11 protein-coding genes are annotated in these 12156 nt (G+C 48.1%); 9 read left to right on the top strand and 2 right to left on the bottom strand.

The window, feature by feature from the left end:
• Positions 1–172: 172 nt before the first annotated feature.
• On the bottom strand, positions 173–1414 hold the full coding sequence (locus ACSHWX_RS15805; protein ID WP_435669200.1) for an L-rhamnose isomerase: 1242 nt from the start codon (positions 1412–1414) through the stop codon (positions 173–175).
• A gap of 27 nt (positions 1415–1441) precedes the next feature.
• Positions 1442–3544 (bottom strand): bifunctional rhamnulose-1-phosphate aldolase/short-chain dehydrogenase, encoded by a 2103-nt coding sequence (locus tag ACSHWX_RS15800; RefSeq protein ID WP_435669199.1) that lies wholly within the window; start codon positions 3542–3544, stop codon positions 1442–1444.
• 184 nt (positions 3545–3728) lie between these two features.
• On the opposite strand from ACSHWX_RS15800, the gene ACSHWX_RS15795 reads away from it, so the two are divergent.
• From ACSHWX_RS15795 to ACSHWX_RS15755, 9 genes are all read left to right on the top strand, one after another.
• The gene (locus ACSHWX_RS15795; protein ID WP_435669198.1) at positions 3729–4532 is read left to right on the top strand and encodes a DeoR/GlpR family DNA-binding transcription regulator; all 804 of its coding nucleotides are present in this window, start codon (positions 3729–3731) and stop codon (positions 4530–4532) included.
• A gap of 35 nt (positions 4533–4567) precedes the next feature.
• Complete coding sequence (gene rhaS / locus ACSHWX_RS15790; RefSeq protein ID WP_435669197.1) at positions 4568–5563, top strand: rhamnose ABC transporter substrate-binding protein; 996 nt, start codon at positions 4568–4570, stop codon at positions 5561–5563.
• Between the two features lie 74 nt (positions 5564–5637).
• Positions 5638–7158 (top strand): sugar ABC transporter ATP-binding protein, encoded by a 1521-nt coding sequence (locus ACSHWX_RS15785; protein ID WP_435669196.1) that lies wholly within the window; start codon positions 5638–5640, stop codon positions 7156–7158.
• Positions 7155–8144 (top strand): ABC transporter permease, encoded by a 990-nt coding sequence (locus tag ACSHWX_RS15780; RefSeq protein WP_435669195.1) that lies wholly within the window; start codon positions 7155–7157, stop codon positions 8142–8144. The genes ACSHWX_RS15785 and ACSHWX_RS15780 overlap by 4 nt, the downstream gene beginning before the upstream one ends.
• Positions 8141–9133, top strand: coding sequence for an ABC transporter permease (locus tag ACSHWX_RS15775; RefSeq protein WP_435669194.1), 993 nt, complete (start codon positions 8141–8143; stop codon positions 9131–9133). The genes ACSHWX_RS15780 and ACSHWX_RS15775 overlap by 4 nt, the downstream gene beginning before the upstream one ends.
• Positions 9133–9447: an L-rhamnose mutarotase gene (gene rhaM, locus ACSHWX_RS15770; RefSeq protein ID WP_435669193.1), complete on the top strand. Its 315-nt coding sequence runs from the start codon at positions 9133–9135 to the stop codon at positions 9445–9447. The genes ACSHWX_RS15775 and rhaM overlap by 1 nt, the downstream gene beginning before the upstream one ends.
• Positions 9444–10820 carry an FGGY-family carbohydrate kinase gene (locus ACSHWX_RS15765; protein ID WP_435669192.1) on the top strand — a complete coding sequence of 459 codons (1377 nt, stop codon included), beginning with the start codon at positions 9444–9446 and terminating at the stop codon, positions 10818–10820. Before rhaM ends, ACSHWX_RS15765 begins: the two co-directional genes overlap by 4 nt.
• 524 nt (positions 10821–11344) lie before the next feature.
• Positions 11345–11674: an ArsR/SmtB family transcription factor gene (locus tag ACSHWX_RS15760; protein ID WP_435669191.1), complete on the top strand. Its 330-nt coding sequence runs from the start codon at positions 11345–11347 to the stop codon at positions 11672–11674.
• Positions 11667–12134 carry an SRPBCC domain-containing protein gene (locus ACSHWX_RS15755; RefSeq protein WP_435669190.1) on the top strand — a complete coding sequence of 156 codons (468 nt, stop codon included), beginning with the start codon at positions 11667–11669 and terminating at the stop codon, positions 12132–12134. Before ACSHWX_RS15760 ends, ACSHWX_RS15755 begins: the two co-directional genes overlap by 8 nt.
• Positions 12135–12156: the final 22 nt, after the last annotated feature.

Below are 12156 nucleotides of genomic sequence, written 5' to 3'. Positions count from 1 at the left end.
GAAGCAGCCGGTACATCCCATTAGCCGACCTTCGCTGCAAAATGACCGCCTCAAATTAGTTTCCCTAAAGCGGACATTGACTAACTTTGAGAACTACTCTGAACAATCTGCGTTTATAGCCGTTTTTGCTCAGCCTGTTGCAGAAAACACAACAGGAAACAACTGAACAGAGCTAACCGCGAACTGCAACTTTGGTTTGGTAGGCGCCCAAATCTTTTATCAAAGACCTACCATGGGCACAGTCATGCCTGTAACAGAACTCATTCCAAATCTCGGCGTATGGCAAATCCTTGAGTTCTTCGGTCAATAGAAGACGCTTTGTAAAGTCTAGATTTGCTTCGGCATTTTGCAGTTCGGACTTTGGCAGCAGCAGCGCTCGCAACAGAGCTTTTTGCATGTTGCGAACGCCTACGACCCACGCGGTGGTTCGGCTGATCGTCGCGTCAAAGAAGTCCAATCCTATGTGGGTTCGCTTTAGCAAGTCGCCCATAACAAGTTCTTGCGCGACAGCTTGGACGTCATCATTCAGCAAAATGACGTGATCGCTGTCCCAACGCATGGGGCGAGAAACGTGCAACAATAACTCGTCTAGCTGCAAACTTACTGACGATAATTTGTCAGCGACGCTTTCCGTGGGGTGAAAATGCCCCATATCCAAGCAAACCAGTTTCTTATTGCGAATAGCATAACCAAGGTAAAATTCGTGACTACCAACCGTGCATGCCTCAACGCCAATGCCGAACAATTTGCTTTCGACTGCATCGCGAATATGGGCATCTTCTAGCTCAACTTCGAAAATACTATCTAGTGAGTTTTCCAGTCTCTGCCTCGCAGCAAGGCGATCAACTGGCACATCTTTGTAACCATCTGGCACCCAGAAATTCGTGATACATGCGCTGCCCTGCTCTTTGCCGAAACGCGCAGCAATTTCTCTTGAGCGTTTGCCGTGCTCAATCCAGAAGTCACGTATCCCCTTGTCTGGGTGCGAAAGAGTGAGATTGTCATCAGAATTGCGGTGAGCGAACATTGTTGGGTTAAAGTCTAAGCCGACGCCGATTGATTTTGCCCATTCGACCCAACTTTTGAAGTGATCATACTCAATCTCATCACGGTCTGGTGTTGCTTGGGTATCAAGATACATTGCATGGAGATTAAAGCGGTGAGAACCAGGTATGTTGTTGAATGCAAAGCTAGCGTCTTCTCTGAGCTCATCAGGTGTCCTGGCGCGACCGGGATGATTTCCCGTGGCTTGAATGCCGCCTCCGGAAGAACCTGTCGCTTTTTCAAACCCAACCACATCATCGCCTTGCCAGCAATGCATTGAGATGGGGATATGTGAAAGTGCTTTTAAGGCTGCATCCGTATCCACACCCCAGTCAGCAAATTGATTTTTGGCGACATCATAACTTTGCATTTTTAAGTTCCTTCGAAACACTTTTGCCTAGCGTGTAAATGACTGCACGTTGCCCGCATCAACATTGATGATGTTCCCAGTAGACTTTGCCGAAAGCTCACTAGCAAAGAAATATGCTGCCTCAGCAATATCTTCTGGAAGCACCGAACGCTTCAGCAATGAACGTTGTCTATAATGCTCTTCCAAGCCTTCCTTGTCTTTGCCGTAAGTGTCAGCGCGCTCTTTTAGCCAATCACCAGACCAAATTTTTGATCCACGCAGCACAGCGTCAGGATTGACCGTGTTCACGCGAATGCCATCAGGTGCACCTTCTAGGGCCAAACATCTTGCAAGATGGATCTCGCTAGCTTTTGCTGTGCAATAAGCTGAGGCTCCTGGAGAAGCAGCCAAGCCGTTTTTAGAGGCAACAAACACGATTGAGCCACCCAACCCCTGTTTCTTCATAATTATGAACGCCTCACGACTTACAAGAAAGTAGCCTGTTGAAAGGATGTTCATGTTCTTATTCCAAAGCTCGAGCGTCGTGTCTTCTACGGACGCAGAACTTGCTATGCCCGCATTGGACACCAAAATGTCCAATCCACCAAATTCAACGCTGGTTTTGGCAAAGGCATCAAAGATTTCTTGTTCGCTTGTTACGTTCATCAAAACGCCACGAACAACATCGCTTGAGAATTGTTTGCCCAATTCTGCAACGGTTTGCTCAAGTGCCTTTTCGTCAATGTCGGCAAGCATAACGCATGCACCTTCTTGAAGGTACCGTTGTGCCGTTGCACTGCCAATGCCGCCCGCACCACCGGTCACGATCGCGACACGGCCAGCCATTGATTTTGGCTTTGGCATACGTTGAAGTTTTGCTTCCTCCAGCAACCAATATTCAATGTCAAACGCTTCTTGTTCAGGCAAACCGCAGTACTGCGAAACCGTAGACGCACCACGCATTACATTGATCGCGTTGACATAGAATTCACCCGAAATACGCGCCGTTGCTTTGTCTTTGGCGAAAGTGATCATCCCTACGCCTGGCACCAAATAGACCACTGCGTTCGGATCTCGGATCGCTGGACTATCGTGCATTTTGCAACGTTCGTAATAGGCTTTGTAGTCTTCGCGATAGTTTTCAACAGCACTGGCTAGGCCGTCCAGCGTCGCTTCAATGTTTGGAGCCGATGGATCAAATTGCACAACCAACGGACGGATCTTTGTGCGCAAGAAGTGATCAGGACAACTTGTGCCCAACGCAGCCAGCTCTGGCATTTGATTGGAATTAACGAATTCTAGCACTGCATCGCTGTCATTGAAATGACCAACCATGTGTTGCTCTTTGGAAATCATGCCGCGAATGACAGGCATCAGTTTTGAGGCAACGCCATGACGCTCACTTTGTGTCAAGCTTTGGAATTTCTCGCCGCCGAAAATCTGCTTTCCAGCAGTTTCGCTCGCAAACCAATCCATCGCTTTTTGTATAATCTCTAGTGTCAGCTTGTAACATTCATATGCATCATCATGCCACGTAAAAAGGCCATGGCTCTCAAGCACAACACCTTTGGCATCGGGGTTTTCTAGGCAGAACTTTTCCAGCCAAAGGCCCAGTTCATATCCAGGTTTTTTCCATGGAAGCCAGCCGATGTCTGAACCAAAAACTTGCTCGGTTAGTTCTTTAGAATTTATGGCAGCTGCAATTGCTATTATGGCATCAGGATGCATGTGATCGACATGCTTTTTGGGAACATACGCATGTAGTGGGGTATCAATTGATGCGGCCCGCGCATTCAGGTTGAACGTGCAATGGGGAAGATAGGCAACCATCTCGTCTTCAAACTCTACGCCACGATATAGGTTTTTCAGGGCACGCAGCTTGTCCATGTAAAGGGTTGCAAATCCATCCATCTTGATCGAACCAACGTCACCACCAGAACCCTTAACCCACAGAACTTCTGCGTTTTGGCCGCTCAGTGGATCTTTTTGAACCACCTTTGCTGAAGTGTTTCCGCCACCGTAATTCGTGATCCTCTTGTCAGAACCAAGCAGATTCGAACGATAAAGAAGCAACTCGGGCTCGCTCATGCCGCTGGCTTTTGCAAAATCCCATGCATCTTCAAGGCGTTGAATTTCAGCGGGTTTTGACATTTATGTTCTCCAGATGCGCGAAAAATGCGTTATTACTTTTGATTGAACGTGACCAAGGTGAGACAAATTGTCAAGCATAAACAATCACAATCAGTCAAATTATGATCATATATGATCGAATAAGACAATTTCTGATTGACAATGCATTTTTTTGAATGCAACCTGAGTAAACATGGAGGAACGAATGCACGAAAAAGAGCGACAAAGGATCATACTATCGGCGGTACAGGATCGACCTGTCGTTACGGTAATAGACCTATGTGCTTTGACCGGTGCGTCAGAAGCGACCATTCGTCGAGACATTGCGTCGATGGACGACGAAAAGAAGCTGCGCCGAGTACGCGGCGGAGCAGAATCTATTAATCCTCCAGCATTTATTGGCCTGGCTGGTCGGCCATTTTCGGTTAATGAATCCATCAACACCGCAGAGAAGCAGGCAATTGCAAAAGCAGCGGTTGATATGTGTACGGATGGGGAACCAATCATTATCAACGGCGGAACAACCACATTCCAAATGGTTCACCCGCTTGCCAGCTGCAGAATGCAGGTTTTTACAAATTCATTCCCTATTGCAGAGCATTTGCTTCACAATTCGAAAAACACCGTGATGCTTTCTGGTGGAACTATTTATCGCGAACAAAACATAATTCTGTCGCCCTTCGATAACGATGTGACACGCAACTTTTATGCGCGCCGCATGTTTATGGGCGCTCAAGGTGTCGGACCATTAGGTGTCATGGAGGCCGATCCACTCATTATTCAAGCAGAGCAAAAACTAATTGGACAAGCAGACGAGCTGGTTCTCTTGGTGGACAGCAAGAAGTTCGAAAACCGCTCTAGTCTCGTTCTTTGCCCTTTAAACCGGATTAACACCGTCATTACAGATGACGGGATTTCCGACAGGGCTTTGAACATGCTGGAAGCGGCAGATGTGAACGTAATTGTGGCCGACACGGCCGCAACACAGAAGGAGGGTCGAGCTTCGTAAGCGCCCTTCATTAAACCACTCTTAGGGAGGAACACATGAGTGTACTAAAGAAAGTACTGTCGTCCGCGGCAGTAGCCGTTATCCTTTTGTCTGGCGCAACAGCCCAAGCAGAAGACGTACGCATCGCACTAGTGGTAAAAGCGCTAGGTATTGGCTTTTTTGAAGCAGCTGCCAAAGGTGCCGAAGAAGCTGCAGCTGAAATTGGTGGGGTAGAAGTTATCTACACTGGCCCAACTGATACAACAGCTGAGGGCCAAATTGAGGTAATCAACTCGCTGATTGCACAACGTGTTGATGCAATCGCAATCTCTGCGAATGACACCGATGCTTTGGTGCCTGCGCTCAAAAAAGCAATGGATCGTGGCATTACCGTTATTAGCTGGGATTCGGGCGTAGCGGCAGAGGGCCGCCAAATGCACCTAAATCCATCATCAAATCCATTGATCGGGAATATGATTGTAAAGCTAGCTGCTGATCACCTTCCAGACGGTGGCGACGTAGCAGTATTGTCTGCAACCACAACCTCAACAAACCAGAACATTTGGATTGACGAGATGAACAAGGTTTTGGGTAACTACAAAGGCATCAATGTTGTTGCAACTGTTTATGGTGATGACTTGGCAGATAAGTCTTACCGTGAAGCCACAGGCCTAATGCAAACATACCCTGATCTTAAAGCGATTATCGCACCAACATCAGTGGGTATTGTTGCTGCGGCTCAGGCCGTTGCAGATGCTGGCAAAATTGGTCAGGTGAACGTTACTGGTCTTGGTCTTCCGTCTGAAATGGCAGGTGCCATTGAAAGCGGCGCATCAAAATCATTCGCGATTTGGAACCCAATCGATCTTGGCTATGCAGCAACTACAATTGCGTACAATCTAGCAACGGAAAAAGCTGAAGCCAAAGCAGGCGGCGGCATCCCAATGGGCCGACTTGGTTTTGTTGAATTGGACGAAAACAAGGAAGGCGCTATGGCCGACCCATTCGTTTATGATGCTTCAAATATCGACGCATTTAAGAGCATCTTCTAGTCGAGACTATCCTGCGCGGTTACCTCGCCCCACAATGGGCGAGGTAACGAAGTTAAACTTAGAAAAGAACACCGATGCAGAAAACAGAGAGCCTTTCAGAAACATCACGGGTATTAAGTCTTTCTGGTGTTTCAAAAGTTTTTCCAGGCGTTCGCGCATTGGACAAAGTCAAACTTGATCTCTATCCGGGGCAAGTCACAGCATTGATCGGTGAAAATGGCGCCGGTAAATCCACTGTGGTAAAAGTTCTCACCGGAATTTATCAACCAGAAGAAGGTGAGATTAAGCTCGATGGCGTCTCAACCTCGTTTCCCACGGCACACCATGCAAGCGGGGCTGGAATCACCGCAATTCACCAAGAGACTGTTTTATTCGACGACTTATCTGTTGCTGAGAATGTTTTCATCGGTCATGCCCCGCGCGGCAAGTTCGGGCTGATTGACACCAAACAGATGCAGGCAAACGCGCAGGCGATTCTAAATGGGATTGGCGCTGAGATCGACCCGAGTGTACGACTTCGCGACTTAGGTATTGCCAATAAACACATGGTTGCAATCGCTAGAGCGCTTTCAATTGACGCTCGCGTTGTAATCATGGATGAACCTACAGCTGCACTAAGCCACAAGGAAATTCTCGAACTATATGAGTTGGTTGAACAGCTAAAGTCTCAGGGCAAAGCGATTCTTTTCATCTCGCACAAGTTCGACGAGATTTTTGAAATTGCTGATCGTTTCACCGTTTTTCGAGATGGCCAATTTGTCGGCGAAGGTAAACTCGCAGACACTAATGAAAGCGAATTGGTCAAGATGATGGTTGGTCGCTCTGTCGACCAGATTTTTCCTCACAGAACAAACACGGCTGGCGAGCAAATTCTTCAAGTCACGGGCTATGCCCACCCAACAGAATTTGACAACATTAATTTCAGCCTACGCCAAGGCGAAATTTTGGGGTTCTACGGCCTCGTGGGTGCGGGTCGTTCAGAACTAATGCAAGCATTGATCGGCATTACTGCTCCTTCTAAGGGGGTCTGCAAAATCGACGATGAGATAACGATCATCCGTTCACCGGCTGATGCGATCAACAGCGGATTGGTTTATGTGCCCGAAGATCGCGGGAAACAAGGGGCTGTTATTGGGCTTCCCATCTTCCAAAATGTCACCCTTCCTTCGCTCAGCCAAACATCGCATCAGGGCTTCTTGCGTATGGCTGAGGAGTTCAAATTGGCAAGGGAGTATACCCAACGCCTTGATCTTCGCGCTGCCGCACTAGACCAAGATGTGGGCGAGCTTTCGGGCGGCAACCAACAAAAGGTCGTTATTGCAAAATGGCTCGCAACAAAACCCAAAGTCATAATCCTAGACGAGCCAACCAAAGGCATCGATATCGGCTCTAAAGCGGCAGTGCATCAATTCATGTCTGATCTTGCTGCCCAAGGGTTGTCGGTCATAATGGTGAGTTCTGAAATACCAGAGATAATGGGAATGTCAGACAGGGCAATTGTCATGCGCGAAGGTCGGATCGTTGCGGAACTAGAAGGCAAAGACCTTTCACCGGAAACACTTGTGCGCCACGCCGCGGGGATTAACGAGGCATGATCAATTTGAAAAAACTCATAGCTGCACGCGAAACACTCCTACTTGGTGTTGTCGTCTCACTTGTTTTACTTATCGCAACGCGGTTCCCGGGCTTTGTCGCACCACGCAACCTGGCGAACGTGTTTAACGATACCAGTCCACTTATCATTTTGGCCTTAGGCCAAATGATCGTTATCGTTGCACGGTGTATAGATCTCTCCGTCGCAGCCAATCTGGCCCTCACGGGCATGATCGTTGCGATGCTCAATACAATGATGCCGGGCCTTCCTGTGATCGTGACGCTAACATTAGCTGTTGCCATTGGCGCAATGCTTGGTTCGATCAACGGCCTGTTCGTGTGGAAACTAGATATTCCCCCGATCGTTGTCACACTAGGCACTATGACCATTTTCCGCGGCATCATCTTTCTTATATCTGATGGAAAATGGGTCAACGCACATGAAATGAGTCAGAGTTTTACAAATTTCCCAAGAATGGAATTACTGGGCTTACCTGCCCTTTCTTGGATTGCTGTCTTAGTGGCGGTAGCGATTTGGCTTTTGGTTTCTCGCACCCCAATGGGCCGCTCTTTCTATGCGGCTGGGGGAAACCCGCACGCTGCAGTCTATACGGGCATTAATGTGGGCAAAACACAGTTCTTTGCTTTCGTTATATCTGGCGCCCTTGCTGGCCTAACTGGCTATCTTTGGGTCGCGCGCTACGCTGTCGCTTATGTTGACATTGCTGGTGGGTTTGAACTTGAGGTTGTTGCCGCATGCGTTATTGGCGGCATCTCAATTGCTGGTGGAATTGGGTCTGTTGCGGGTGCGGTGCTTGGCGCGCTGTTCCTGGGTGTGATTAAAAACGCACTACCCGTCATCAACGTTTCGCCTTTCTGGCAGCTCGCAATTTCCGGCGCAGCTATTGTAATCGCTGTAGCGTTGAACGCGCGCGCAAATAAAACGAAAGGTCGCATCATTCTTAAAAATGCGGAGCATGCACAATGAGCATTATAGCGCGTGATATTCCCGATCGGCTAACATCGTCTACTTCAAAACTGCTTAAAAGCTGGGAACTCCTGCTACTTGGCGTCGCAGTGGGCATTTTTGTGCTAAACTCATTTTCATCGCCATATTTCTTGGATCCTTGGAGCCTGTCGGATGCGACATTCAATTTTACGGAGAAGGCTCTAATCGCATTTGCAATGGCTCTGCTGGTTATTTCAGGTGAAATCGATCTGTCAGTTGCATCCATCATAGCCCTTGTCTCCACAGCCATGGGCGCTGCTTTACAACTTGGTGTGGGCACAACCGAGCTAGTACTCATCGGCCTTAGCGTCGGACTTTTGTGCGGCGCTTTCAATGCGGTCCTCGTGACGGTTCTGGGACTCCCATCAATTGTTGTGACCATCGGCACCATGAGCTTGTTTCGCGGCATAAGCTACATCGTTTTAGGCGACCAAGCATTTCGAGGCTATCCAGCCGACTTTAGCTTCTTTGGCCAAGGTTATGTTTTCTGGGTCATCAGTTTTGAGTTTGCATTATTCGCCGTCTTCGGCATTTTTTATGCCGTGTTGCTACACAAAACCAACTTTGGCCGATCGATCTTCGCTATCGGAAACAACCCCACTGCTGCCCTTTTCTCAGGTATCCGGGTACAGCGCGTGAAATTCATTCTGTTCTTGCTGACTGGCCTGATGTCCGGCATTGCCGCAATTTGCCTAACCTCTAGGCTTGGATCCACGAGGCCATCAATCGGTGTTGGCATGGAACTGGAAGTCGTGACAATGGTGGTTCTTGGTGGTGTGAACATCCTAGGCGGTTCAGGATCAATTCCCGGCGTAATCATCGCCGCCTTCGTAATGGGGTTAGTGACTTTCGGTCTTGGACTACTCAATGTGCCTGGCATCGTTATGTCCATTTTCATTGGACTGTTGCTCATTGGTGTCATCGCATTGCCACGCCTTTTTCAACAGCTCTCCCAAAGGTTGAAGTGATGCAAACCTTCGCGTTTAAGATGAAGCTAAAGCCGGGAATGGCGAAAGAGTACAAGCATCGGCACAATCATATTTGGCCAGAACTCGCGACACTTTTGAAAGATGCAGGTGTGTCCAACTATTGTATTCATTTGGATGAAGAAACCAACACGCTGTTTGCTCACCTTCAACGGCCAGCTAACCATTCTATGGACGAAATACCTAGCCACCCACTTATGAAAAAGTGGTGGCGACACATGGCTGACATCATGGAGACAAATCTGGACAGTTCTCCTAAAGTGACAGAACTTAAAACGCTATTTGAGTTGAAATGACGACGCCCAACAACATCGCCGTTATTGATATCGGTAAGACCAACGTAAAATTGGCATTGGTTGATCTCAACACTCAAACCGAGTTGGCGGTCGTCACTCGCCCTAATCACGTTTTGAGCCAAGCACCCTATCCACATTTTGACGTGGACGGTCATTGGAAATTTCTGCTCAAAGGCCTTCGCGACTTCAACTGTGAGTTTGGTGTCGACGGCATTTCAGTCACAACGCATGGCGCTTGTGTCGCTCTGCTAGACAGTTCGGGTGAATTAGCAGCGCCAATATTGGACTACGAGCACACAGCAATCCAAAGCATCCAAGAAGAGTATGGGCGGATACGGCCAAATTTTGAGGAGACAGGCTCACCTGCGCTATCGAATGGGCTGAATGTGGGAGCTCAGCTATTCTGGCTGTTCCAGCAAGACCTAACATTATTAGAGCGCACCCAGTCCATTCTGACGTATCCCCAATATTGGGTTCATCGTCTGACCGGCGTTGCAACATCGGATGTATCTTCTCTCGGCTGCCATACCGACATTTGGGATCCATTAAAAAAAGACTATTCATCTATGGTTGACGCACTTGCGATTAGATCCAAACTGGCTGAACCCAAGAACTCAAACGAAGTCGTTGGACACATACTGCCAGCAATCTGCACACTAACTGATCTTCCTGCGAACACACCAGTCGTTTGCGGTGTCCATGACTCAAATGCTTCGCTATTCCCCTATTTGAACAGCCAATCGAGTTCCTTCTCAGTTGTCTCCACAGGCACATGGGTCATAGCAATGGGAATAGGCAGCCAAGGAGTAAAAACATCCGAATACAACGAGACATTCATAAATGTGGATGCATTCGGCAACCCTGTGCCTTCAGCCCGTTTTATGGGCGGCCGCGAGTATGAAATCATGAAGTCTTCGCTGGGCAGTGAATACACAAACTCAGATATTTCTGATGTTTTGGAAAACGGTGTGATGCTGCTGCCGGCCGTTGAACCAAGCGCTGGGCCCTTCAAAGGTCGCCAACACAAGTGGCTGCCCGACATTCCAGCTGATGATGCCCCGCAAAGAAGTGTTGCACTGTCATTTTATTTAGCTCTTGTGACGTCAACCTGCCTTAATGCCATCGAACACGACGGTGTAATAATTGTCGAAGGACCTTTTGCTAAGAATGAGCTTTACCTATCAATGCTAAGCCTCGCCACGAACTCCGAAGTGCTTGTATCATCGGGTCAAACAGGAACCTCACTTGGCGCTGCAATGTTGTTTCTAAAAGAATTGCCAAGTCCGAAAAATACCAAGCATGTTTCAGATACTTCGTTCAATTCAGTGGCAATGCGTGCGTACGCTGAGAAGTGGTTTTCTGCCGTTGCGTAATAGGAGACTACCAATGCTAGACAACAATGGCATTGGAAAAGATTTCCCGGCTTAAGCCAACAACAAATGTCCGCTCTATCAAAAGCCATTCCATTTTCGCCACTACAGGGAACGGCTGCTTCCCGCCCATTACAGAACCCTTGTAATTTCTGAACTTGGTCATTTTGTCCGGAGGCTGTGTGAAAACGCCGTCTTAGAAGTCCCAAATAGAATGACATTCTTTTGTTTGGCTCGCGATAAAACGGGATTTTGCCAGTGGCTATGAAACTGCTCAAGTTTGGAAATTCGTTCTAGCATTTGGGCAGAAGTCAGTGTTTTCACACAGCCTCTCCGCTTAGCCGCCGTTAATTCTAGACGTGGTTGGGCAAACGTCAATTCGAAAAATGTCGTCGGTTTTGGACAAATTTGTTCTCCGTGCGGTATATCACGACATCTCAGCAATTCTAAACGACGCCGTCCAACATAGCATTTTTCGTGGTGCGATGGGACTTGACATCTATGTAAGAGATGACTTACGGTAAGTTATGGCTTACCAAGAAATATTCACCGCACTGGCAGATCCAACACGACGGCAGATTTTTGAAAATTTGCGTGCGCGCCCAAAAAGCGTGAGCGAACTGGCCAAAGGTCAATCGGTTTCTCGACCGGCTGTTTCACAACATCTCAAAGTGTTGAGTGCGGCGAAGTTGGTTGATGTTGAGCCAATTGGCAACCGTCGGCTTTATTCGATAAAGCGAGATGGTTTGGAGGAGTTGCGGAATTATCTTGATAGCTTCTGGTCGGATGCCTTGTCCGCATATAGTGCAGAAATCGCACGCATAGTTGAAGAAAATGGGAAAGAAAAAGATGCTTGAACCACTTGTAAAAACCGTTGATGTGCCTTGCGATCAGGCAACTGCTTTTGATGTATTTATCAATAAAATGGACAGTTGGTGGCCGTTGTCAAAGTTCACCTTGTCCGCCATGAAAGGTACACCGGCTGAAGGCATTCGCGTGGATGCACGTCCTGGTGGTCAGGTCGTTGAGTTGGGTCCAGAAGGCGTGGAAACGCTTTGGGGCACCATTAAAGAATATAACCCGAACGACTATATCGCGATGGATTTTCATATTCCTGCGCCCGGCCACGAAGAAGTTGGCGAGCGCACGCTAGTTGAAGTGCGATTTACCTCGCTGGGCGACAATTCAACCCGGCTTGAATTGACCCAAAGCAATTGGGAAGCATTGGGCGATATGGCCGAGATGGTGCATGGTGGCTACGGTCATGGTTGGACCATGATTTTGGAAGGCGGCTATCAGGCGTTTTTTACAAGCTAGGTCAAAACGGCTTGGCTTATTT

The organism is Maritalea sp., assembly GCF_051251695.1.
In the GTDB taxonomy this organism is placed as follows: Bacteria; Pseudomonadota; Alphaproteobacteria; order Rhizobiales; family Devosiaceae; genus Maritalea.
The sequence above is the reverse complement of the archived record's forward strand: the minus strand, read 5'-3'. Positions and strand labels throughout refer to the sequence as shown.

Coding starts and splice junctions, on each gene's coding strand:
- ACSHWX_RS15805 (WP_435669200.1), bottom strand. CDS start 1,414: ATGCAAAGTTATGATGTCGCCAAAAATCAATTTGCTGACTGGGGTGTG.
- ACSHWX_RS15800 (WP_435669199.1), bottom strand. CDS start 3,544: ATGTCAAAACCCGCTGAAATTCAACGCCTTGAAGATGCATGGGATTTT.
- ACSHWX_RS15795 (WP_435669198.1), top strand. CDS start 3,729: ATGCACGAAAAAGAGCGACAAAGGATCATACTATCGGCGGTACAGGAT.
- rhaS (WP_435669197.1), top strand. CDS start 4,568: ATGAGTGTACTAAAGAAAGTACTGTCGTCCGCGGCAGTAGCCGTTATC.
- ACSHWX_RS15785 (WP_435669196.1), top strand. CDS start 5,638: ATGCAGAAAACAGAGAGCCTTTCAGAAACATCACGGGTATTAAGTCTT.
- ACSHWX_RS15780 (WP_435669195.1), top strand. CDS start 7,155: ATGATCAATTTGAAAAAACTCATAGCTGCACGCGAAACACTCCTACTT.
- ACSHWX_RS15775 (WP_435669194.1), top strand. CDS start 8,141: ATGAGCATTATAGCGCGTGATATTCCCGATCGGCTAACATCGTCTACT.
- rhaM (WP_435669193.1), top strand. CDS start 9,133: ATGCAAACCTTCGCGTTTAAGATGAAGCTAAAGCCGGGAATGGCGAAA.
- ACSHWX_RS15765 (WP_435669192.1), top strand. CDS start 9,444: ATGACGACGCCCAACAACATCGCCGTTATTGATATCGGTAAGACCAAC.
- ACSHWX_RS15760 (WP_435669191.1), top strand. CDS start 11,345: ATGGCTTACCAAGAAATATTCACCGCACTGGCAGATCCAACACGACGG.
- ACSHWX_RS15755 (WP_435669190.1), top strand. CDS start 11,667: ATGCTTGAACCACTTGTAAAAACCGTTGATGTGCCTTGCGATCAGGCA.